Consider the following 21,288-nt stretch of genomic DNA (forward strand, 5'->3'; position numbering starts at 1 on the left):
ATTATCCTAATACTAGGCTTTACTGACTAGATTATCTCAATACTCTTCTTATTCCATTAAAATTTTTCTCCCCAAAAATCAGTTTCTTGCTTCAAAACTAGCCTTAATTTTATAACTGTTATTTAAATTATCAATATAGACTTGATAATCCTCAAAAAAACTTATTCCTATCCTCATATTTTTGGAATTACCTACTGTAACTTCTACGTTTTTAAAATCTATTGAACCCAACTTAATGAGTGGGAGAATAGCGGTTTTTTCAATAACCGTCTCTGATTTACCCATGTTAGATTTCAACCGCGATTGATCTTTAAATTCGTATCTACTTAATAAAGTTTTGGCAAGTTCAGTATTTTCCGGCACAATAAACTTCCGTGAACTTCCGAAGTCCAACATCACTTTCTCTTTTTTACCTTCTATTGAAATAAAAGTATAAGGTCTGCTATTCTTGAATGTTATGTTCAGTGTTTCAAATGTATTGTCTGATAAATCCCGGTTAGAAACTTCAATAGTTTTTTCAGGATAGTCGATTAACCAATTCGCTTTATTTATAACAGATTGGCCAATAAGACCTCCAAAATTAGAGATCTGCTCTTGAATTCCGGCCATATTGGTATTAAGAGCGAATATATTTACAAAATTGACATCTCCAAACTTTAGTGATTTAACAACCTCCGTGCCAGATGCCGAAGAATTACCTGAAGCACCGGAAACCACAGCTGCCTCTCCCTTCACTGAATCTCTTTGTATAATACATAGTTCTGCTCCTGTATCAAATAAGAAGTTTTTTTCAACACCATTAATTTTGAAGGGCAAAACTAATAGTGTTTTAAGCGTTTTAAATTCAGTTTTATAACCAAATTCCTGAGGCTGTACCTCTCCCATCTTCTGTTTCTGGACAATGGTACATTGACTACATAGCAATAGAATAAATATTACTGATAATAATGGTAAGTTTCTCATCTTTTATCCAGGTAATCCGATCAATTAAGCTTAATTTTTTCTTCCAATTGCTAAAACTAATTATGATTTATGATTTTACTCTTTCTTCATACATTTTATTAAATAAAATGGATAGTTTTCAATTACTTCCGTAACTTCAAATAATCCATATTCTCCAAATTCTTCCTCTATAGTTTCTTCATCATAGAAGAAGATTTTAACCCCTCCAAACATTTCATATTGATCTTTACTTATCAGTTTTCCTTGTCCGTAAGTTTGAGCATCTTTGGTAATTGCCGTAAAAACCATATACCCCTCTACCCTTAATTGTCTATAACAGTCTTTAATTAGTTTCCGTCTTTCGGCTTTATTCAGCAAATAAATTAATCCATAGCAATAAATTCCATCAAACAGTTGGTCGTCAAAAGGCATTTCAGTTACGGAGCCGTGAAAAATTTTTAAATCATTACCAAACTGCTCCTTAGCTATATCAATTGCCGTTTGAGAAATTTCAATACCTGTTACAGATATTCCATTGTCCCTGAAAACTTTCGCATTCCTGCCATAGCCAATTCCCGGGATCAGAATATTTTTGAGCTTTTTAGTAACAAAGAAATCATTTGTTAGGATTGTTGATTTGGCAGGTTCTGTACCCCACATTTCTTTTTTTTCTTTGAAAGCTTCTTCCCAAAATTCACTCATTCTATTTAAATTTATTCTTCTGTAACACCTTACTTTTTTTAGTAAAAAATCAATTCATCATTCTCGACCCTTCATTTTAATATCCCCTTTTCTGATTTTCTCTTTCCCCAGGCTATTACTTTAACACCAGTTGAATAATGTTTTTTATCAGGGAAGTTACTCAATATTTTTTTGAACCTGGGATAATCAACTTCTAACTCCATTGTATCTAGTTCGTATATTGGCCATTCAAGATGGTGAATTTCAAATTCATTAATTGAAGTCTTTGTATCCTGAAATAGAACGTATCTCTCGGTCAGCCATTTGTCAAGCGCTGTCTTTTCAGTGACTGCCTTCGCAACCTGATAATTGATATGCAATCTATCTTTAAAAAGTTTGTTCTCGGAACTATAGAATGACTTTTTCCTATGCATATTTGAATAACGATACGGTAATTCTGAAAGCTTTTTTGCTATTTGGCAGGAAAGATAAGTGCCACCTTCAATACTCAGAAAATAAACCCCTGTTTTATTATTTTTCTTTACATAAGTCCGAATGTTTATCTCATCAAAATCAGATATAGGAGGAAATGACGGTAAATTCCTTGGTCTGATTTTTTCCATTGTAAAAGCCACCAATGAAACCCATGGCTTTCCTTCATACAGATCTATTTCCAGTTCCGCAGGCACAAGCTCTTGTAATCCCTCTATGTCAACTTGCCAATGAAGGAATACTGCTTTATTCCATTCCTGGTAATACTGCCATTTTTCTGCAGGTATTGTCCACGGTCTGTGCTCAGTATCAACTAAAATTTCTTTAATGGTCATCTCTATTTCAATACTTCTATTTATGCTTATTAACTAATTGGCATGTTAGGTCAAATAAAGCAGCGCAACCATAAAGTTAAGTCATGATATCCACAAGAGGATAAATATTAGTACTTATATGGCTATGCAATCCCAAAAAAGATTGTGCAAGTTGCTACTTAAACAGCTTGCATATTTTCTTTAACTGTCATCTGGAATATAAATAATTTGCAATCCATGCATTAGCCTCTGCAAGGTAATTCTCTTGCTCGAAAATCTCAAAAAGCATTCTAAATCGAATATCAGTACACCCATAACAATAGCATATATATTCAGTACTTTTTTGAATAGCCAAAATTAAGCTAAGTTCCCTTTCTTCAATAGATTTTATACCTTCACTATGTAGATAATTAATAGTAACTGCTGATATAAATTTCTCTGCTGAATTACCAGATTCCAGTAATTGAACTATTTCTCTATAGTTCTCTGACTCCAGAAGACCTCCTACCTTCTGAACAGCCTCTGTGGGATTTCCACCATAACCACATGCAAAGCCTATCCTGGGCACCTTTTCTAAGTCTACCTGAGCTGTTAGTTTGCCAGCCATGAGAAGAAAGACGATGGAAATGAATATTAACCTTTTTTTCATTTGAAGAAAATCAATTCTAATGCGCTTAAGAATATTATTTGCTATAAAACACCCAACGACTGAAATTAACTATTTAAGTGCGATTCGCAAATGTAGATAGCATATTAATTGCGTAACATGCGAATTATTTAGTACTATAATTGACCTATTCCTGATTTGGAATTGGGGTACAGATTTCAATGATAAATCCGTTTACATCTCTTAGATAACCTACTTTTTGTCCCCAGGGTTTGGTCACTGTTTCTTCTAAACATATAGCTCCATTTGCAATGGCACTATCCATTACTTTTTCTACTTCTGAAGTGGTAAAGGCTAATTCAATCCCAAAGGGTTTTTCACTTAAATTACTTTCTGCAAAACCTTTTTTTAAGTTGGAATTACCAAGCTCAAGGTTGGCAAATGCTATGGTGGTATGGCCTGAAATTATTTCTCCGTAGTCATTTTCAGGGGTTAGGAATTTTTCCTCAAATCCGAATGCCTTTTTATAAAATTCTATTGTTCCCGGTACGTCTTTTACGTAAAGGATGGTGTATGCGTACTGAATGTCCATTTTTTCATCTTTAGTTTGTAATCATCAACGCAGTTTATTTTGAATTACTAAGCTTCTTTTACAGGAAATAAGCATTGTTACGCTGATTCCCAGAAGCTAATTTTTCATATCGTTGGTTTGATACAAAGTTACTTGGCTTATAAAAGTATTACTTTGTAAAAAAACGACATTACCTAAAAAAGCTTGGATTTTCCCCTGAAATGCGTTTGAATTCATAAGTCATATGTGAATGGTCAAAGAATCCCATATCAAATGCTATTTCTAAAAGGCTTGAATTCTGAAAAGTTGTTATTGCTTTTTTTGCCTTGTTGAAACGTACAATATTTGAAAACTCCTTTAGTGTTAAACCAATATAAGCTTTGAAACGCCTTTCTAATTGTCTTAAACTTATGTGATGCGATTGTGCTATATGTTCAATATTTACAATTCCGTTAAAAGACCTTATATTTTGTGCAACTGATAAAATCAATTGGTCTTGTTTTTGGAAATTTTGTTTAAACGATGTTTTTATAAAGTTTTCGAGAAAGTAAACTTTCTCTGTGATTGTTTTTAATTCGTTTAGTTGATCTATGCTATCGAGACTTTTTGGCGGAAATAGTTGTGATAATTCAACCCGTAAGTTTTTAGTTTCATTAAGCGGTATTTTAGCCAAAGCACCAAACTTTTCAATTTTGAATCGAACTCCTATTAAATTTGATTGGGTCGCCAATTCCACACGTTGATAGTTTGTCATAATTCCTGATAAAAATCCCTTATTTTGGTTAAGGTCAAAAATCAAATCGGTACAAGTATCGGGTAATATTTTTAAATTCTCACTGGCTTTATTTTCCGAGAAAGTCCAAAAGGAGTCGATGATACTATCAAGCCCTTCTGATGGTTTAATTTCCTGGTACATTGTTTTTTAATATTACCGCCATTTTTTTTACATAAAGGTAGTGGATTAAACTTCAACTAACAGAGGGCTCAAGAAATGCTTTACGATAAAATTCACATAAATCCTGACGAATTATGAAGTCATCATATGGTCTGAGATACTGCATAATCAACTAGCCAGTATGGTCAATTTAAATTGAATTTAATAGTTATGACCCCCATACTTCCCGTTTAAACACCCTTCAATCGAATGTAGCAATCCTTTACGCTTTTAAAGAGCCAGGCGAAACGCCATAGGTTTTTTTAAAGGCTGTAGAGAAGTGTCGTGCATTGCTATAGCCTAAAGCTTCGGCAACCTCCTGAACACTTTTTCCCTGCTGCGCGATCAAATGTCTGGCCTGTTCCATTTTTGCTTCTTTCCAAAAACCAAATACCGTAGTGCCGAATACCTCTTTAAATCCTTTTTTCAATGTGAAGTCATTGGTCCCAACGCGATGTGCCAACTCCAGAAGCGAAGAAGTATCACTTATATTATTCAGCATAAAATCCCTCACTTCATACATCTTGTCAATATCCCTTTTTTTGAGGGAAGTAGGGCAGTTATCCTGTTCAGAAAATTGTTCTAATTGCAGCAATAAGAGTTCAATTACTTTTGCTTCCAAATACATTTTCTTAAAAATTCCCTGACGCTGGCAGTTCATTATCCCATCAATAATCTCATACATTTGATGATTAATGTGATAATGTTGTTGTGTAATCAAGTTGGAATTCCCTTTTTCTATGCTGCTCCTGAATTTTTCGAATAAGCTGTTGTCTTCAGGTAAAAATTTATTAAAAAACGAAGGGCTCAGGTTAATCTCGCAAAGTTGCAATTCTTTGCTTTCCCAAATTAACTCCCCACAAATACCTTTGGCATACACAATATTATGCTGATGATCTTGAAAACGCACGTTATTTTTAAAACTGGATGCACAAACGTTACTTTTTCCCTTTAAGGCAAAGTGCATTTCTACCGTCTCCAGGTCGCTTTCAAAAAAAAGTTTTACCCGATCCTTTAGGGATACATTGCCAAAACCAATATGCACCCCTTCGAAAGCAATTTCTTTATAATAACCCTTCCCAAATTCGCCTTTAAAAGCGGTTTTGTTTTCGCTAATCCCATTCTCCCCACTTAGCGGTAAAGCACTTTGGAAAAGATTGATTTCAAAATCTTCCGCATATAAACTGATGTGCATCCTGTGTGTGTTTTAATCGAATTATTCCTTTTTGCGGAGCTTTTACTCCTTTTTACCAACACCCCATAAACAAGTTGCCAGTAATTTTGGCCAAAGTTATAATTATTTAGAACAATTCTTAATAAGAGCACAATAAATGAGAAAAAGAAAGATAAAAAAGGGGATTTTCAGGCTCCTGGAAATTGCGGGAAGTCGTAAAAACCTCCTTATAGCTTCCGGTGCACTCGCTGTACTACATGCCATTTTAAGCTTAGTGCCCTATGTACTTATATTTTATATCATTAGGGAACTTACTCAGGTTCAGATAGATTTTAGCTTGACCTGCGACTATATTGTCCAGGCGGTCATTGCTGCAATTATTAGTATGGTTGTGCTCTATATATCGGGCATTCTATCTCATATTGCAGCTTACCGCATTTTATATGAACTAAGAAAATACATCATTGATAGGGTAGGGAAACTCCCGATGGGATACCTGAATAACAAAAACTCAGGTGCGCTCAAAAAAGTACTATCGGACGATGTAGAACGTATCGAAAATTTCATTGCGCATCAAATCCCGGATTTCGTTAAAGGAGTAGCCCTACCACTGCTTACTATTGGCTATCTTTTTTCACAAGACTGGCGTTTGGCAGCCATCAGCGCAGTGCCCTTAGTTGTTCTGGCTGTTTTACTTCCCAAAATGTACGGCAATCAAAACAAAAAACTAATTCAAAATTACCATCAATCACTGGAGGATATGAACGCTGGTATTGTTGAATATGTGCGAGCGCTTCCGGTGATGAAAATTTTTGGGCAATCTGCTGAAAATTTCGAAAAATACGGTCATACGGTAAAGCGTTTCTATGGATTTGTACAACAATGGATAAAAAGCAGTACACCCGCATTTGCCGTTTTTATGAGCTTTACCAGTAATGCCCTATTACCGGTGCTGGCCCTGGGATTGTACTTGTATTTTCAAAATGGGATTTCCCTGGCCACCCTACTTCTCTTTCTCATATTGGGTACAGGTTATATCAAACCCCTCTTTGCCATCAATAATATGGGCATACAACTTTCCATCATCAACAGGGGTGTAGAACAGATAGATGCGCTACTGGACCAAGATGTTTTAGAAGAAAAAAGTGAGCGTCAACGACCTGACAACTATGAAATTCTATTTAAAGATGTCTCATTTGCTTACCAATCAGACCAGCTAGTACTGGACGAAATCAATTTTAGCGTTGCTGAGGGCAGCATTACCGCTCTGGTTGGCCCGTCCGGTGCTGGAAAAAGTACCGTAGGTCAGTTGATTTCCAGGTTTTGGGAAGTGAATAACGGTACCATTTCGATTGGCGGAATAAACATAAAAGAGTATCCCACCGAGCAGTTGATGGAATTGGTATCCTTTGTTTTTCAGGACAGTTTTATGTTTCAACAGACTATCTATGAAAATATAAAAATGGGCATGGATAAAACTGCTGAAGAAGTGGAAAATGCAGCAAAAGCGGCACAAATCCACCAACTCATCAACAGCCTTCCCGATGGGTATGATACCCGTTTTGGGCAATCGGGCATTCACTTAAGCGGGGGCGAACAACAACGAATTCAACTGGCCCGGGCGATACTTAAAGGTGCCCCCATCCTGATTCTGGATGAAGCCACCGCTTTTGCCGATCCTGAAAGTGAATACTATATACAAAAGGCTTTTAGTACATTAATTAAAAACAAAACAGTGCTGGTTATCGCCCATCGGCTAAGCTCTATTACCAATGCCGATCAAATTCTGGTGTTTGATAGAGGAAGAATGGTCAGCAAAGGCAAGCATGAGGATTTACTGAAAAATAGTACACTCTACCAACGAATGTGGGATGCACACAACAGAGCTAAAGACTTTGTCATCCAATAAACTAAACACAATATGAGCATACAAAACATGAAAACAATTCAGGCAGAACTTACAGTCAAAAGAAAAGAATACCTCAGTCCGCACTATATACGCGTATTTCTTACCGGGGAGAAAGTCCCTTTGTTTGCAAATACTACGATTGGGGTCAATAATAAAATTCTTATTCCGCCAAAGGGAATTGATCGAATCCATTTTCCTGAATTTGATTATGAAAAAATGCAGTGGAAACCGCAACCCGATGCTATACGCCCTATTGTGAGAACCTATACCCATCGCGGTATAGACCTCAAAAACAATGAAATTTGGATCGATTTTATAGCACACGGGGAAGAAGGTCCGGCTTCTGCCTGGGCGATAAATGCGCAACCCGGTGACCTGCTGGGGGTGTTAATGTGGGATGGAAAAACTGAACTTTATCCAAAAACTGAAAATTATCTCCTCATAGGAGATGCCACAGGACTTCCCGTTCTGGCAGCTATTTTAGAAGATCTCCCAAAAACGGCCAACGCCACTTGTATCATCGAAGTTCACGGGCCTGAAGATGAACAGCCATTGAAATCGAATGCGAATGCTCATTTTACCTGGCTGTACAATAAAAACCCTCAAAAAGGGAGTCGACTGGTAGAAGTAGTAAAACAGCAAAGTTTACCACCAGCTCCACATTTTGGATACGTAGCTGCAGAATTTTCTTCCGTAAAGAAAATTCGCAATTACCTCCGTAAAGAAAAATCCTGGCAACGAGAAGATTTGTACGCCTATTCATATTGGAAAGCGGGAATGACGGAAGATAAATCTATGAAAGCAAGGCATCAGGAAACAGAAGAGTACTCAATGAGCAAAATGACAACTACAGAGCCACACTATAAAGTTGCTATTATTGGCGCAGGACAAGCGGGATTAGCCACAAGTTATTACCTCCAAAAATCGGGCATCAAACATATAGTGCTGGAAAAAAATGTGATTGGTTCTTCCTGGGTGGCCCAACGTTGGGATTCATTTAAAATGAATACTCCAAACTGGATGACCGCACTACCAGAAATGCCATTACCCAAAGCGACAAGTCAACAGTTTATGACCAAAAATGAATTTGTCGATTATTTAAACAAGTATGTTCAACAATTTAAATTACCAATAGCAGAAGCACTCCAAGTTATTCAGCTTAAAAAACAAGAGGATTCCTTTACCATATTTGCTGATAATCAAGGAAAAAGTCTTGAGATAAAAGCCGATTTCGTGGTGATTGCCTCTGGGATAATGAACAAACCAAAATTTCCAAAACTGGCGCAGAAAATTCCCAAAAATATCCTACAGCTGCACGCTTCTGACTATAAAAACCCCAATCAATTACCTGACGGAAAAACCCTGGTTGTAGGCGGTGGACAGTCGGGCTGCCAGATAGCGGAAGAAATCGCGCTGTCGGGAAAAAAAGTGTATTTGGCCAGCAGTAAAGTGCCTCGTGCCCCCAGACGTTACAGAGGTAAGGATATTATGGAATGGCTGAACATCATGGGTATTCAAGATACCTTGACGCAAGACGTAAAATCAACCCCACAATTACAGAATAAACAACCGCAAAGTTCAGGAGTGGGCGTTTTTGGACATACCATTAGTTATCAATCCTTACATCAATTAGGAGTTGCTATTTTAGGTTCGTTCAAAGGTATTAACAAAAAAGCCTTTCATTTCTCAGATAATGCAAAAGAAAATATTCGTTTTGCTGATGATACTTCGCACTCGATTAAAGAAAATATTGATGGATTCCTTTCTAAACATCCTGAACTGAATACAGGAATCACGGAAGAAGATGAAGCAGATTTCCCAGATGTGGACTATTCATCGGCTTCTGAAGTAAAGGAAATTAACATCAAGCAGTCAGAAATCACCTCCATTATTTGGGCGACAGGTTTTGGATATGATTTTTCTTATATGAGCCCTTCCCTTTTAAACGATACAGGAAGCCCAGCGCACTGTAATGGAATAATGAACACGGAACATTTGTACTGCATCGGTTTTCCGTGGTTAAGAAAGAAAAAATCAGGATTAGTATTTGGCATCCAGGAAGATGCGGAATTTCTTGTAGAGAAAATAAAAAACACCCAAAGACAATAAAATGGAATATCAAACAAAAATAAAATGGTCGTTTATTTCAGCCATTATGGCCTCTATATGTTGGGTAATTGGTGATATTGCGATTGCTGGTTTTGAGATCATACCTGAAAAATATCCCCTTTTTTCTGAAACTTATGCAGATCAAGTTGATGTGGAGTTTGCAGTACTAATGCTCGAAGGTTCTACCCAACGATTAATGTTTGGTGCCCTAATCGCAGCAATGACAGCTATATTGTTCCTACCGGGGGTATGGCTGGCCTATCAGTATGTAAAAGATCGGTCCAAATGGTATGTCTGGGTTACTTATTTTATCCTGTTACTAAGTGTACTCTTGATGCCATTGGGCCACGCTGTTTTCTTTTATACCGGTGAAATTTTCAAATCCATTTATAACAGCCCTGTCGCTGCCCATCCTTATCTGCTTGAAACTGCTGCCGGATTCATGCAAATGTTGTACATCTCCTGGGGCACGGCCATTATCGTGTTACTGTTAGGTTGGTTTCTATTTTCGGTGTTAGTATTCCTAGGAAAAACAACACTTCCCAGATGGGTAGGTTTTATTAGCCCAGTTTTTCTTACGATCTATCAAGCCCCCATCAAATCTATTTTACCAGCTTCAACTTTTAAGGACTGGTTAATTGCCGCAGGCTTTAACCTTTCGTACCTGATATTCTTTCTACTCCTGCTTACTTTTTTCAGAAAAAAACTATTTAGGCTCCCAACTTCCATTTAAATAAAAAGTTATGATCAGAAATTTAAACCGCATTTGTCAACTGGATCCCAAAGCCACACTTAAGGTCTTTTTTTGGGAGATTTTACACAGCATTTTTGTTGCTGCACCTTCGGGAATAGTACTCATTATTGTTTGGGAATTATTTTCAGAACATCCCAATACCACTAAAATTTGGACGGTGGTAGGCGTAATGGCCGTAATGTTAGTCTTGCAGTTTTTTATTGCAGCAAAATCGATGGTACAAACCAATATATGGGTGTATGGCTTATCTACAAAGCTGCGAATTACCTTAGGAAATCGTTTACGTAAATTCTCTCTTGGTTATTTTAAGCAAAAGAACCCGGGTGAGGTAGCTGCTATCGTTTTGCAGGATGTGGCGAATTTTGAAGGTATTTTTGGGCATAGTGTAGGTAATCTGGCAGCAGCTGTTTTTGGAACGACTGTACTTTCGGTTTTTTTAGTCATTTATGATTGGAGGCTTGCCCTGTGTCTCTTAGCTGCTCTACCCATTACCTATCTCTTTTTACTTGCCGCTAACTACCTGGTGAGTCGTCTGGGAAACAAGCAGATTGCTGCGCGGAATACCGTAGGTGCCAATTTTTTAGAATATGTACAAGGAATACGTCACTTAAAATCATATGCTCTAATCGGGAAAAAACATACGGGGTTAGAACAGACCCTTAAAGATCTTTGTCAAAAAAGCATCAGGATGGAAGCTGTGCCGGGTCCTTTTATAGTAACAGCTTTTATTGTATTTGAAATTACATTCCTGGCAATGGTTGCTTTGGGTTTATATTATCTAAACGGGAATTTGATTACTATACCCGTCCTGATCAGCTTTTTAATTTTAGGCTACCATCTTTACCATCCACTCAAAGTGGTGATGGTCGATTACTTATCGCTTAGGTATATGAATGAAAGCCTAAAACGGATTATTGAAATGCTGGATGCTCCTGCTATGGCATCTGGAACAGCTAAGCTACCAGAGAAATTTGATATTTGTTTTAAGGACGTGAGTTTTGGTTACCTCAATAAGCCTACGGTACAGAACCTTAGCTTTCACATCCCCGAAAAATCGATGCTTGCCCTGGTAGGACATTCTGGTTCGGGAAAATCTACTATTGCTGCTCTTATTGCTCGCTTTTGGGATGTCAATTCAGGAAAAATCGAGATTGGTGGCGTCCCCATCAAAGATATTCCTCAAGAACAGTTCTATCAACTGATTAGTGAAGTATTTCAGGACGTGTACTTATTTGATGACAGTATTTACAACAATATCAAAATAGGAAATCCAGAAGCTACAGAATCAGAGATCATAGACGCTGCCGAAAAAGCACAGGTACTTAGTTTTGCCTGGGAACTACCCAAAGGCCTCCACGCGCGCGTGGGCGAAGGAGGGAATAAGCTTTCAGGGGGGCAAAAACAACGCATAAGTATTGCCAGGGCACTGCTTAAAGATGCTCCAATCGTGCTGTTGGATGAAGCTACAGCGAGCCTGGATCCGGAAAATGAAATTTTCATCCAGCAGGCCATTCAGGAGTTGGTTAAATCTAAAACGGTGGTGGTCATTGCCCATAAACTGGCAACCATTATGCGTGCCGATAATATATTAGTCCTGGAGAATGGAGAAATTGCTGAAAGAGGAACACACGCCCAACTATTGAATAAGAATGGTATTTATCGAAAAATGTGGGATATCCAACAACAATCAAATGGATGGAAGGTGTAAGATGCTTAAATACAGTTTTGAAAAATACGTTTAAACCTGTATTTGATTTACATTAAGCAATTACGTGAGAATCAATGATAGGCATCTGAAAGTCAGCAATAAATGATTACGCATTGTGTAATCCAATTTTAGATTCCTAATAAGAAAATTGCGGAAGCTGAGTAAATGTTGGTAAAGAAGTTTATTTAGGGGCATTGCAGTACAAATTTTCTGTGAAAATTTGTACTGCAATGCTCCCAAAATGGGTGAAAATCGATACTCTTGAAGGCTAGTTACTATAATTCTTCGCCTTAATGTAACTCTCACTTAAAATTATTTCGTTCCAACACTCTTCTTACACCCATCATCAGTAAAGCCAGCACTCCAAAAAGCAAGGTTAACCAGGGGGTGTATACCACACTTTTTGTAGCGATCAGCCAACCGCCTGCGGTAGTTCCTAAGCTGATACCTAAATTCCCGAAGGAGGTGGCAAGGCTATTCGCAAACTCTAAGGATTTGGGTGCAGATGAAATCATATAGGTAGAAGCATTTAAAAAACTTGGAGAATATAAAAATCCCCAGATTCCTATCACCACAATTGTAGCACCCGTATTTCCTCCTGAAAAATGCAGCAATATTGGTATCAAAATGGTTCCTGATAAGAAAAAAGCAGTGGTTTTGGTAATGTTTTTATCTAACATTTTCCCGGCTGTCCAATTCGCCAGTACACCAATAATGCCAAAAACAAGCATCATATAACTGACCATCGTATGGTTCATATTTTTAGCTTTGTTTAGGTAATCTGCAAAATAGCTGTAGGTAGAAAACCAGGCGGTAATCATAAAGAAATTCATTGCGGTACTTGCTATAAAAGTAGGTTGTTTTAGTATTTTTAACTGACTTCCATACGACTTCTTCTCCTTTACAGGCATACTGGGTAAACCAACATATATCGCAATTAATGCGATGATACTAATTGTCGATTGCATATAAAACGAATATTCCCAGGAACATATACTGGCGATGTAAGTCGCAAAAGGAACGGTAGTTACCATCGCAATGGCCACACCGCTAAAAACGATGCTCATTAATTCATTTTCATTATTTTTATCTCCCTGAGATACCGCTACTGAAAGAGCTGTAGCTATATAAACGGGTTGTAAAAATGCGGGTAAAACCCTGACCAGCATCAATAACCAAAACGGAGGGGGAAAGGAAGAAACCAGTCCGGTAATAGCAAACAAAAATATAGAAAGCAGCATTACTTTCTTTCTGTCAAACCCAGAAGCAAAAAGGGTCATAAAAGGGCCTGTTAATGCGATGACAAGGGCAAAAGCACTTAGTAAAAGTCCGGCACGATCAATACTTATTTCATAGTAGGTTGCTATTTGTGGTAAGATTCCAATTACTCCAAATTCCGTAGTGATTACCCCTATAAAACCCAGGCAACCGATATAAGCATATTTTCTCATCGTACTATTCTGAATCGTTGATGAAATTGACAATATCCTGCATCAGTTCTCTGCTCTCTTTGAGGTAAGCGCCCATTTGAAAAAAGCCGTGAATCATATTTCCGTAGGTTTTTTGGGTTACAGGAACATTATTGTTCATTAATTTTTCGGCATATAGTAGGGCTTCATCCCGCAGCGGATCATATTGAGCCGTTGCGATAAATGTAGGTGGAAGATTGGGGAATCTTTCCCTTTTTAAAGGGATTGCATCTGGATTTTCGCGGTTTTTCTCATCTGGCAAGTAATAGGACCAAGCTTCTTTAGCTTCTTCAATATTCAAAATAGGGCCGTTCTTAAAAAGATTCCACGAATTGGTTTTTAAGCTATTATCGGTAGCAGGATATATGAGCACTTGTGTGGCAATTTCGTTTGAAAATCTATTGGAAACGGTGGCGGCTATAGCACCGCCCGCGCTATCTCCCATTATAGTGATTTGGTTTTTGTCAACATTCAATTCTTTGGTGTTCATTAAAACCCATTCTACCACAGTAAAACTATCCTCTATTCCGGCAGGAAATGGATGTTCAGGGGCAAGACGATAATCCACTGAAATGATGACGGCTTGGGAGAGATTTGCCAATTGACGTAGGGGGGAATCGTGGGTTTCCAGACTTCCTCCTTTAAACCATCCACCGTGAAAATAGATGATGATAGGTAGGCCCTTCTGATTATTTGGACGATAAATACGAACTGGCACTGTGTCTTTTTTAAGTGTGATAATGCGGTTCTCAATTTTAAATACCTGCTCCTTTCCTCCTGCTAGTGGATTCATTTTTTCGTAAAATAAGCGCCCTGTTATCCAGGGTTTTTCGTTTTCGGGTACTTCAATAGCTTTTATATAGTTCAATACCTTTTGTACTTCTGGGGTCATAGTAAACGTTTTATTCGTTACATCTTTTTGTGCTTTGCCTTTCCACACGCCTAGTAAAAGCAAAAGAATTGTTGTGTATCTCTTCATTTTTTTTGTTTTAAAATTGATAGCACAAAATTATGTAGCTATCCCTATTTTTGCATATAGGATTCTAAATGTTCGGTACATACAAATTTGTCCGTTATGGGAAAAAGAAAGAAAAGCTCAACCAATCTGTTGAATGAAAAATACATTATGGAAAGTTGCGACTTAACCTATGCGGTCTGTAAGGTTGGTGGAAGATGGAAATTATTAATCCTTTGTAAGCTTGAAAACGGGAAGTTGCGCTATAGTGAACTGCGCAATGCGATAGATGGCATTACCGAAAGAATGCTCACCTTACAGTTGCGGGAGTTAGAAAAAGATGGATTGGTGAAACGTACAGTTTACGCAGAAGTACCACCAAGAGTAGATTATGAACTCACCCCAATCGCCATTGAATTGATTCCTATCTGGTCAAAATTAAGCAGCTGGGGAGCCAAGCATAAAAAGCTGGTAAAATGATATTAAATTTTAAGTAGTATGATAGCGGCTTTGATCAATCATATAGAAAAATTTATAGATATTAAGGATACAAACCTCGGCATGATGGATACCCTTTTTGAAACGAGGGTCTTTAAAAAGAAAAAAGACTTATTAAGAGAAGGTGCTATCTGTCAAAATCTCTTTTTTGTGAACAAAGGTTGTTTACAGGTATTGTACACTAAAGAAAACGGCACGGAACAAACCATTGATTTTGCGCTGGAAAACTGGTGGACTACCGACTTCTCAGCCTTTTCTAAAAAGAATACATCCAACTTCACCATTCGCACAGTAGAACCCAGTGAAGTCTTAGTGCTAAGTGCCGATGCTAAAGAAGCATTGCTTAAAGAATTTCCTGTTCTGGAGCGATACTTCCACTTGGTCTTTCAACGGGCTTATGCGGCTTCTCAATGCCGAATAAAACTACTTTATGAGTATTCCCGGGAAGATTTATATTATCACTTCAGAGATAACTTTCCGGAATTCATTCAACGTGTGCCCCAATACCTTATCGCCTCATTTCTAGGTTTCACCCCTGAATATTTAAGTGAAATCCGCAGAAAAGAGCTTTCTTAAACCAGTTTAAGAATTTGCTGCTTGTTTCTGGTAATCTTTGTCCGCACAAAACAAGATTACTATGACCAATTTAAAACAGGCCTTATCTTTAGGTTGTACAGGAGCTTTAGCCATTTTTATAGCTTTCTATTTTGCATTACCACCCTGGGTACTCTTCATCGCCTGGGTGAGCTACCATCTTTTTGGCACAAACCTAAAAACTGCCTTCACCATCCTGATCCAACAACTTTTTGGAATCCTCATTGCGATGCTCATTCAATATACGGGAGCTTGGCTTTCAGCATTTATCGGAGCGTTTGGATTTCCTTTAGCCGTATTTATCGCTATGATCGGGGTTTTCTACATTTCAAAATTGAAACGTTTGAATACCATTCCCGCCTACTTTTTGGGACTCATCACCTGGTTTTCTTCGGGTTTTGAAATCGCTGTCCAATCACTTTTTATCCTCATCCTTTCCCTGGTGCCTGGTTATTGTATCGCTGCCCTTGATACTTTTTTACATAATAAATTAGCCGCTAAAAAATAAGCTTCAGATGACTGTAAGAAGAGCAACACATTTAGATATAACCGCACTGATGGTTCTTATGAATGAATTCAGAAAGTTCTACAAACAAGAATCAAACCCTGAAGAAGTAGAAAGCTTTCTGAATGACCGAATGAATAAGGAGGACAGTGTCATTTTTGTAGCCGTTCTGGAAGACCAGTTGCTAGGCTACACCCAGCTTTTCCCTTCTTTCTCGACTATCAAATTAGAAGAAATATGGATTTTGAACGATCTGTTTGTATCGGAACAATTTCGGGGTTTGGGCGTGGCCTCTCAATTACTAACAAGCGTTTTGGAATTTTCCAAAGCAACCCATCGCCAACAAGTTTGGCTTTTGACAGGAAATGACAATAAAAAAGCACAACAACTTTATCATAAAATCGGATTTAATAACACAAAATTTAAACATTATGTCTTCAACTTTTAACTCACAACACCGCATTAACATTAAAGAAGTGGAGCCTGAATGCTGGAAATTAATTATTGAAATAGAACAATTTTTGGCCAGGACTTCTTTAGATAAACAACTTAGGGAACTCATTAAAATCAGAACCTCTCAAATCAACAAATGCGCTTTTTGTATTGATTTGCATACAAAAGACGCGTTAAAATTGGGTGAAACTGAACGTAGGATATTCGCCTTATCCGCCTGGCAGGAAAGTCCATTGTTTTCTGAAAAAGAAAGAGCCGTATTACAGCTCACCGAAGAGATTACTAAAATAAATGAGGCAGGGCTTAGCGACCATACCTATGGGAAGATAAGTACGTTATTCAGTGGTAATGAAATCGCACAGCTCATTATCGCCATCAATCATATGAATTTTTTAAATAGGGTGGCCGTTTCCACAAAATTGATTCACCCTAATTAAAAAGATAAAAAAATCAGCTTTGGAGGGGAAAATTTAACCCTAACTCATTTTTATTCTTCAGCATGCAAGCCAATCCTGTTTCCTTCGGTATCTAGTATAACTGAAAACAGACCGAAAGGAGCTTCAGTCTTAGGAATAAGAACTTTCCCTCCTGCTTTTTCAACTTTATCAATAACAACTTGAATATGGGGACTGGCATTTATATATATAAATATTCCTTTTTCTGTTGGCGTTCTGTCTTTTGATTTCGATAAAACACCGGTAACTCTCCCTGACAGTGCTTGTTTAACATTGGGATCGTAAGGAAAGAAAGTTAGTTCCTCATTTGTTTCTGTAAAAGTTTTAGTGGTCATTACTATATCAAATATAGTCTCATAAAACTTTTTAGCTCTAGTAGTATCTAAAACCGGGATTTCAAACCATGTGAGCACATTATTATTATCACTAATTTTTTGTAGCATCATATCAACATTTTTGTTTAGTCAAAAGTGGCGCTTAATTGTTTAATTAAGCTGAGACATTTGTCACAAAATCAGGAAATCCTTCTATTGCGTATTCTGCTTAGGGTCTCTCTTGTGACACCAAGAAATGAAGCTAATTGGGTAAGTGAAACTCTTTGTACAATATGTGGGTGATGGGTTTCTATATATTCCAGTCGCTCTTTTGGGCTATAAAGCTTAAAAATTGCTAAAAATTCTTCCTGCTTTACGGCAAACTGGCGCAAACAAATTCGTCCTAAATTTTCGATTTTAGGGTGCTGTTTTGATAGCTCAAATAATTTATCTTTGTTAAATACAATAGTAATTAGCGGTTCACAGGCTATGATGTTATATTTTGACTCTAATCCGCTACCAAAACTAGTAACATTAGTTGCTATTTCATTCTCAAAGAATAATTCGGTGTTTTTTATGTTTCCATCTATTTCATAATAACTTTTGCAATAGCCCGCATCTATATAAAAAAGTGAGCTGCAAACTTCCCCTTCCCGTAAGAGCAACTCATTCCTGGCAAATGTTCTCTTAGTTAAAGCAGGTTTTAAATATTCCCAATCTTCCTCTGAAAAGGGGGTTAAAGAACAAATATAGCTTAGTAGATTATTCATTATTTTCAGTTTCTCTCTAAGACACCAGATGCCGGTGATGAATCTGGTATTTTTATAGTCTAAAACTAGTCAAAAAAACCTGTGACATAAAACATTCAACATCCCTCCTTTCTTTTTTAGCTCACTGTTGATTCTTGGTTTTAGGGCTCATAAACCTACCTTGTAGATTAGCATTGCGCACCCTTCAACAAAAGCTCAGGACAAGCAAACAAAACCGCCTGCCTTGGACAGGAAAGGCTAGGCTTATTTTTACATCCTTAAAAACTACACCTACTCCTTATCCTGCGGATGGCAAATACAGTTAATCAATTCATGAATTTAAGCTTTTATGCAAAAACCGTTTGCGTCTATTCCAATTCAGCTAAGCGTTTTATTAGTTTTCGGGCATGTTCTTTTGCGTTGTTTTTGATGTCGGTTTCGGTATAACCGGCCGCCAGTGACGTTCCATGAAAGTAAATGGGATCAATATAATTCATTTGGGCAAACAAGGCAGTTTGCTCCAGGTTTTTGCAAAACTCGTACACCCGAAAATGCTGAAATCCTAAAACATTGTAGCTGATTTCTGATGAGCCAACAGTAAAACTCGGGACAAAATTTTTACCTTTTAGTTTGTCGCCTTGGGAACCATAAGCAAATTGATATGCAAAAACCTCATCGAACCAAAGTTTTAAAATGGCGGGCATATTGTACCAGTAAAATGGATATTGAAACACAATAGTTTGGTGCTTTAACAGTGCTTCCTGCTCTGCTTTTATATCTATTTTGTAGTCCGGATATAAGTGGTGAATGTTCCTGATTTCAATAGTTAAATCCCATTTCTGCAATTCTTCGATTACCGTTCTGTTGGCGAAGGAGTTTTTATAATTGGGATGTCCTAAAATAATTAATGCCATAATCTATACTATCATTAGTTGAGTTGCTAAACTACTTTTAGTGCTTTATATTTACAATACCTATCGATTTGGATAGCTGGAAATTAAATAGCGATGAAAGAAGAATGTAAAGGCGATTACGTAAAAGTGAACGGGAAAATTTATCCGTGTTCAGTAAGTCTAACAATGGATTTGGTGGGCGGAAAATGGAAAGCGGTTATTTTATACCACTTGATGGATGCTAACAAAAGGTTTAGCGAACTCCGCAGGGAAATGGGTACGGTTACCGAAATGACACTAAGCTTGCAACTAAAGCAACTGGAAAAAGACGGATTAGTCTCCCGAAAAGTATATGGCAAAAAACCACCGGTTAAGGTTGTTTATGGGTTAACCGATTTCGGAAAATCTTTTATCCCGGTGTTGGAGTCCATTACCCAATGGGGCAATCAAGTGGTAAGTGAAAAGGGGGAATTTGTCAATGCGGATTAAAATATGGCTAGGCGACCATCAATTGTTGTTTGTTTGTGCCTTTTCAATTGTTTAAATTCAGAATATTAACCTACTTCATAAACCGGTTTTCAAGTTCATAACAATGTGATCTTTTACAAAATTACTGCTTAAAAAGAGTAAACTATGTCCCTTTAACTCTGTAAACCATCTCTCCTTCCCCTACTCTTGTTTGTACTAAGGTGTAGTATAAAACAGTAGCAGAGTGAGTGCATCAAATCTTCAACATGCTACTGAATAAACACAAAGCGGTTAGAGCTTACACCCGATCCGCTATGGCTTTTATGTATAGTGAGTTCGCTTCTCTTCGTTTAATTTGGTGAATGAAGCCCGATCTTATTTCCTTCCGAGTCATGGAAAATGGCAAAATATCCATTCTCGTCAGCGTGAGGTGTTTTTGGAATAATAATTTTTCCGCTGTTCTTTTCTACTTTGTCAAGAATAGTTTGAAGATTCTCCCCACCATTGAGATAAATAGTAACTCCCTTGGCAGAAGGTTCGAAGCCTTCTCCTTTCATAATTACTCCTGTTACCATTTGGTCTTGATAGGGGAACAAACCCATTTCCATTTCAGAGAAATCTAATCTTTCAATTTCTACTCCTAAAATTTCTTTGTAAAAGTTGATAGCCCGTGAAATATCTGTTGCCGGAATTTCAAAAATTGAGATGTAGCTGTTCATATTTTCCATGTTTTTGAAAGTTGTTTCTTTGGTATGATCTGGTTCTGAGATTGAAGAATCTTTATTTGTGCAGGACACAACACTAAAAGCGAGGGCAGTAACTGTGATAAGTATAGTTTCTTTCATTTTCCAATTTTTTTAACAGGACAAATTTAATTGTGGAAAGTCCCTTAAAATTGTAAAAATGCGACACCCAGTTTATTTGTAAAAAATAGTAGATAGAGTTAAATTTTCATTTCCTAAAAACTCCTTTGGGTTTGTCCCTGTAAACTCCTTAAAGTCTTTAATGAAATGGGCCTGGTCATAATATTCACTATCATAAGCGATATTAGTTAAGCTTTCTTCCTCTTTATCAAGTAGCATTTTTAATGCTGTTTGCAGTCGAATAACTTTACCTAACTGTTTTGGACTCACTCCTATTTGATTTGCAAACTTTCTCTCAAGTTGTCTTCTTTTGGACAAGTCTTCTTTAAGAATCGTTTTTATGGAAGCAGTTCCTTTAGTTGACAAAAGGGCTTCAACAGTGGATTTTACTATATTCTCAACCATTGATTTTTCATTTAATCTCGCTCTGAGAAATTTCTCTATGATCTGAATCCTTTCTTGAGTGTTTTTTGCCTGAATTACTTCCTTTTCCAGTTCCCTGGCGATTTTTTCTTCAAACAATAATTCAATTGGTGTTTCTTTATTAGCTAAGTTCTTAATGGGTTCGGATACAAAATTGGCAAATCCGTATGGGTAAAAGCGAATAGCAAATGTATTCACATGTCCTGTAGGTTGGATATAAAATGGTTCAATTGTTTGTCCAAGTACCATTGCCCGAGGTTGTAGGATAAATTCATCATCCGAAGTATATCGCTTAATATCATCGCCAAGAATAAAAGCCATCTCGATACAGCCATCGGGAACAATCCGCTGTTTTTGTGAATCAATATTGGCAGGAACTTCTAAAGTCCAGTAGCAGCTAATAAACGATGCTAAATCCGGATGAGGCTGAAATGTCAGGTAGTTCATTTATCTT

General features: G+C 37.3%; 24 protein-coding genes. 10 read left to right on the top strand and 14 right to left on the bottom strand.

Going from position 1 to position 21,288, the window contains the following annotated elements:
- Nucleotides 1-78: 78 nt before the first annotated feature.
- From IEV85_RS00985 to IEV85_RS01015, 7 genes are all read right to left on the bottom strand, one after another.
- Nucleotides 79-963, bottom strand: coding sequence for an aspartyl protease family protein (locus tag IEV85_RS00985; protein ID WP_188459932.1), 885 nt, complete (start codon nucleotides 961-963; stop codon nucleotides 79-81).
- A gap of 75 nt (nucleotides 964-1,038) precedes the next feature.
- Nucleotides 1,039-1,644 carry a class I SAM-dependent methyltransferase gene (locus tag IEV85_RS00990; protein ID WP_188459933.1) on the bottom strand — a complete coding sequence of 202 codons (606 nt, stop codon included), beginning with the start codon at nucleotides 1,642-1,644 and terminating at the stop codon, nucleotides 1,039-1,041.
- A 71-nt stretch (nucleotides 1,645-1,715) separates the two neighbouring features.
- Nucleotides 1,716-2,450 (bottom strand): YqjF family protein, encoded by a 735-nt coding sequence (locus IEV85_RS00995; RefSeq protein ID WP_188459934.1) that lies wholly within the window; start codon nucleotides 2,448-2,450, stop codon nucleotides 1,716-1,718.
- Between the two features lie 187 nt (nucleotides 2,451-2,637).
- On the bottom strand, nucleotides 2,638-3,078 hold the full coding sequence (locus IEV85_RS01000; RefSeq protein WP_188459935.1) for a hypothetical protein: 441 nt from the start codon (nucleotides 3,076-3,078) through the stop codon (nucleotides 2,638-2,640).
- 145 nt (nucleotides 3,079-3,223) lie between these two features.
- Complete coding sequence (locus IEV85_RS01005; protein ID WP_188459936.1) at nucleotides 3,224-3,628, bottom strand: VOC family protein; 405 nt, start codon at nucleotides 3,626-3,628, stop codon at nucleotides 3,224-3,226.
- Between the two features lie 169 nt (nucleotides 3,629-3,797).
- On the bottom strand, nucleotides 3,798-4,523 hold the full coding sequence (locus tag IEV85_RS01010) for a helix-turn-helix domain-containing protein (RefSeq protein WP_188459937.1): 726 nt from the start codon (nucleotides 4,521-4,523) through the stop codon (nucleotides 3,798-3,800).
- A 241-nt stretch (nucleotides 4,524-4,764) separates the two neighbouring features.
- Nucleotides 4,765-5,736 carry a helix-turn-helix domain-containing protein gene (locus IEV85_RS01015; protein WP_188459938.1) on the bottom strand — a complete coding sequence of 324 codons (972 nt, stop codon included), beginning with the start codon at nucleotides 5,734-5,736 and terminating at the stop codon, nucleotides 4,765-4,767.
- A gap of 136 nt (nucleotides 5,737-5,872) precedes the next feature.
- Here IEV85_RS01015 and IEV85_RS01020 point away from each other — a divergent pair, with 136 nt between their 5' ends.
- The 4 genes from IEV85_RS01020 to IEV85_RS01035 are packed head-to-tail and all read left to right on the top strand — an operon-like array spanning nucleotide 5,873 to nucleotide 12,195.
- Nucleotides 5,873-7,624, top strand: coding sequence for an ABC transporter ATP-binding protein (locus tag IEV85_RS01020; RefSeq protein WP_229712462.1), 1,752 nt, complete (start codon nucleotides 5,873-5,875; stop codon nucleotides 7,622-7,624).
- A gap of 27 nt (nucleotides 7,625-7,651) precedes the next feature.
- Nucleotides 7,652-9,733: an SIP domain-containing protein gene (locus tag IEV85_RS01025; RefSeq protein ID WP_229712463.1), complete on the top strand. Its 2,082-nt coding sequence runs from the start codon at nucleotides 7,652-7,654 to the stop codon at nucleotides 9,731-9,733.
- A 1-nt stretch (nucleotide 9,734) separates the two neighbouring features.
- A complete protein-coding gene (locus IEV85_RS01030) occupies nucleotides 9,735-10,466 on the top strand; it encodes a DUF6796 family protein (protein WP_188459940.1) in 732 nt (243 codons plus the stop codon).
- Nucleotides 10,467-10,476: 10 nt separating this feature from the next.
- On the top strand, nucleotides 10,477-12,195 hold the full coding sequence (locus IEV85_RS01035; RefSeq protein WP_188459941.1) for an ABC transporter ATP-binding protein: 1,719 nt from the start codon (nucleotides 10,477-10,479) through the stop codon (nucleotides 12,193-12,195).
- A 302-nt stretch (nucleotides 12,196-12,497) separates the two neighbouring features.
- Here IEV85_RS01035 and IEV85_RS01040 read toward each other — a convergent pair whose 3' ends face one another.
- Both IEV85_RS01040 and IEV85_RS01045 read right to left on the bottom strand, forming a co-directional pair.
- Nucleotides 12,498-13,646, bottom strand: coding sequence for an MFS transporter (locus tag IEV85_RS01040; protein ID WP_188459942.1), 1,149 nt, complete (start codon nucleotides 13,644-13,646; stop codon nucleotides 12,498-12,500).
- Between the two features lie 4 nt (nucleotides 13,647-13,650).
- Entirely contained in the window at nucleotides 13,651-14,643 is a 993-nt protein-coding gene (locus tag IEV85_RS01045; RefSeq protein ID WP_188459943.1) for an alpha/beta hydrolase, read from the bottom strand.
- 96 nt (nucleotides 14,644-14,739) lie between these two features.
- On the opposite strand from IEV85_RS01045, the gene IEV85_RS01050 reads away from it, so the two are divergent.
- The 5 genes from IEV85_RS01050 to IEV85_RS01070 all read left to right on the top strand — a co-directional run bounded on the left by IEV85_RS01050 (nucleotide 14,740) and on the right by IEV85_RS01070 (nucleotide 17,106).
- Nucleotides 14,740-15,099 (top strand): winged helix-turn-helix transcriptional regulator, encoded by a 360-nt coding sequence (locus tag IEV85_RS01050; protein WP_188459944.1) that lies wholly within the window; start codon nucleotides 14,740-14,742, stop codon nucleotides 15,097-15,099.
- Nucleotides 15,100-15,117: 18 nt separating this feature from the next.
- A complete protein-coding gene (locus IEV85_RS01055; RefSeq protein ID WP_188459945.1) occupies nucleotides 15,118-15,693 on the top strand; it encodes a Crp/Fnr family transcriptional regulator in 576 nt (191 codons plus the stop codon).
- A gap of 61 nt (nucleotides 15,694-15,754) precedes the next feature.
- Nucleotides 15,755-16,219: a DUF1097 domain-containing protein gene (locus IEV85_RS01060; protein WP_188459946.1), complete on the top strand. Its 465-nt coding sequence runs from the start codon at nucleotides 15,755-15,757 to the stop codon at nucleotides 16,217-16,219.
- A 7-nt stretch (nucleotides 16,220-16,226) separates the two neighbouring features.
- Entirely contained in the window at nucleotides 16,227-16,664 is a 438-nt protein-coding gene (locus IEV85_RS01065; RefSeq protein WP_188459947.1) for a GNAT family N-acetyltransferase, read from the top strand.
- Nucleotides 16,648-17,106, top strand: coding sequence for a carboxymuconolactone decarboxylase family protein (locus tag IEV85_RS01070; RefSeq protein WP_188459948.1), 459 nt, complete (start codon nucleotides 16,648-16,650; stop codon nucleotides 17,104-17,106). Before IEV85_RS01065 ends, IEV85_RS01070 begins: the two co-directional genes overlap by 17 nt.
- Nucleotides 17,107-17,156: 50 nt before the next feature.
- Here IEV85_RS01070 and IEV85_RS01075 read toward each other — a convergent pair whose 3' ends face one another.
- From IEV85_RS01075 to IEV85_RS01085, 3 genes are all read right to left on the bottom strand, one after another.
- Complete coding sequence (locus tag IEV85_RS01075; protein ID WP_188459949.1) at nucleotides 17,157-17,570, bottom strand: VOC family protein; 414 nt, start codon at nucleotides 17,568-17,570, stop codon at nucleotides 17,157-17,159.
- 68 nt (nucleotides 17,571-17,638) lie between these two features.
- The gene (locus IEV85_RS01080; protein WP_188459950.1) at nucleotides 17,639-18,208 is read right to left on the bottom strand and encodes a Crp/Fnr family transcriptional regulator; all 570 of its coding nucleotides are present in this window, start codon (nucleotides 18,206-18,208) and stop codon (nucleotides 17,639-17,641) included.
- Nucleotides 18,209-18,555: 347 nt separating this feature from the next.
- The gene (locus IEV85_RS01085; protein WP_188459951.1) at nucleotides 18,556-19,101 is read right to left on the bottom strand and encodes an NAD(P)H-dependent oxidoreductase; all 546 of its coding nucleotides are present in this window, start codon (nucleotides 19,099-19,101) and stop codon (nucleotides 18,556-18,558) included.
- A gap of 93 nt (nucleotides 19,102-19,194) precedes the next feature.
- Between IEV85_RS01085 and IEV85_RS01090 the strand changes: the two genes are divergently transcribed.
- Nucleotides 19,195-19,569: a winged helix-turn-helix transcriptional regulator gene (locus IEV85_RS01090; RefSeq protein ID WP_188459952.1), complete on the top strand. Its 375-nt coding sequence runs from the start codon at nucleotides 19,195-19,197 to the stop codon at nucleotides 19,567-19,569.
- A 329-nt stretch (nucleotides 19,570-19,898) separates the two neighbouring features.
- Here IEV85_RS01090 and IEV85_RS01095 read toward each other — a convergent pair whose 3' ends face one another.
- A complete protein-coding gene (locus IEV85_RS01095; protein ID WP_188459953.1) occupies nucleotides 19,899-20,393 on the bottom strand; it encodes a VOC family protein in 495 nt (164 codons plus the stop codon).
- Nucleotides 20,394-20,465: 72 nt separating this feature from the next.
- On the bottom strand, nucleotides 20,466-21,281 hold the full coding sequence (locus tag IEV85_RS01100; protein WP_188459954.1) for an AraC family transcriptional regulator: 816 nt from the start codon (nucleotides 21,279-21,281) through the stop codon (nucleotides 20,466-20,468).
- Nucleotides 21,282-21,288: the final 7 nt, after the last annotated feature.

Origin of the sequence: Marivirga lumbricoides (assembly GCF_014636295.1) — a bacterium.
In the GTDB taxonomy this organism is placed as follows: Bacteria; Bacteroidota; Bacteroidia; order Cytophagales; family Cyclobacteriaceae; genus Marivirga; species Marivirga lumbricoides.

Excerpts from the sequence above, each read along its gene's own strand:
- IEV85_RS00985 (WP_188459932.1), bottom strand. The coding sequence starts at position 963 with ATGAGAAACTTACCATTATTATCAGTAATATTTATTCTATTGCTATGT.
- IEV85_RS00990 (WP_188459933.1), bottom strand. The coding sequence starts at position 1,644 with ATGAGTGAATTTTGGGAAGAAGCTTTCAAAGAAAAAAAAGAAATGTGG.
- IEV85_RS00995 (WP_188459934.1), bottom strand. The coding sequence starts at position 2,450 with ATGACCATTAAAGAAATTTTAGTTGATACTGAGCACAGACCGTGGACA.
- IEV85_RS01000 (WP_188459935.1), bottom strand. The coding sequence starts at position 3,078 with ATGAAAAAAAGGTTAATATTCATTTCCATCGTCTTTCTTCTCATGGCT.
- IEV85_RS01005 (WP_188459936.1), bottom strand. The coding sequence starts at position 3,628 with ATGGACATTCAGTACGCATACACCATCCTTTACGTAAAAGACGTACCG.
- IEV85_RS01010 (WP_188459937.1), bottom strand. The coding sequence starts at position 4,523 with ATGTACCAGGAAATTAAACCATCAGAAGGGCTTGATAGTATCATCGAC.
- IEV85_RS01015 (WP_188459938.1), bottom strand. The coding sequence starts at position 5,736 with ATGCACATCAGTTTATATGCGGAAGATTTTGAAATCAATCTTTTCCAA.
- IEV85_RS01020 (WP_229712462.1), top strand. The coding sequence starts at position 5,873 with ATGAGAAAAAGAAAGATAAAAAAGGGGATTTTCAGGCTCCTGGAAATT.
- IEV85_RS01025 (WP_229712463.1), top strand. The coding sequence starts at position 7,652 with ATGAAAACAATTCAGGCAGAACTTACAGTCAAAAGAAAAGAATACCTC.
- IEV85_RS01030 (WP_188459940.1), top strand. The coding sequence starts at position 9,735 with ATGGAATATCAAACAAAAATAAAATGGTCGTTTATTTCAGCCATTATG.
- IEV85_RS01035 (WP_188459941.1), top strand. The coding sequence starts at position 10,477 with ATGATCAGAAATTTAAACCGCATTTGTCAACTGGATCCCAAAGCCACA.
- IEV85_RS01040 (WP_188459942.1), bottom strand. The coding sequence starts at position 13,646 with ATGAGAAAATATGCTTATATCGGTTGCCTGGGTTTTATAGGGGTAATC.
- IEV85_RS01045 (WP_188459943.1), bottom strand. The coding sequence starts at position 14,643 with ATGAAGAGATACACAACAATTCTTTTGCTTTTACTAGGCGTGTGGAAA.
- IEV85_RS01050 (WP_188459944.1), top strand. The coding sequence starts at position 14,740 with ATGGGAAAAAGAAAGAAAAGCTCAACCAATCTGTTGAATGAAAAATAC.
- IEV85_RS01055 (WP_188459945.1), top strand. The coding sequence starts at position 15,118 with ATGATAGCGGCTTTGATCAATCATATAGAAAAATTTATAGATATTAAG.
- IEV85_RS01060 (WP_188459946.1), top strand. The coding sequence starts at position 15,755 with ATGACCAATTTAAAACAGGCCTTATCTTTAGGTTGTACAGGAGCTTTA.
- IEV85_RS01065 (WP_188459947.1), top strand. The coding sequence starts at position 16,227 with ATGACTGTAAGAAGAGCAACACATTTAGATATAACCGCACTGATGGTT.
- IEV85_RS01070 (WP_188459948.1), top strand. The coding sequence starts at position 16,648 with ATGTCTTCAACTTTTAACTCACAACACCGCATTAACATTAAAGAAGTG.
- IEV85_RS01075 (WP_188459949.1), bottom strand. The coding sequence starts at position 17,570 with ATGATGCTACAAAAAATTAGTGATAATAATAATGTGCTCACATGGTTT.
- IEV85_RS01080 (WP_188459950.1), bottom strand. The coding sequence starts at position 18,208 with ATGAATAATCTACTAAGCTATATTTGTTCTTTAACCCCCTTTTCAGAG.
- IEV85_RS01085 (WP_188459951.1), bottom strand. The coding sequence starts at position 19,101 with ATGGCATTAATTATTTTAGGACATCCCAATTATAAAAACTCCTTCGCC.
- IEV85_RS01090 (WP_188459952.1), top strand. The coding sequence starts at position 19,195 with ATGAAAGAAGAATGTAAAGGCGATTACGTAAAAGTGAACGGGAAAATT.
- IEV85_RS01095 (WP_188459953.1), bottom strand. The coding sequence starts at position 20,393 with ATGAAAGAAACTATACTTATCACAGTTACTGCCCTCGCTTTTAGTGTT.
- IEV85_RS01100 (WP_188459954.1), bottom strand. The coding sequence starts at position 21,281 with ATGAACTACCTGACATTTCAGCCTCATCCGGATTTAGCATCGTTTATT.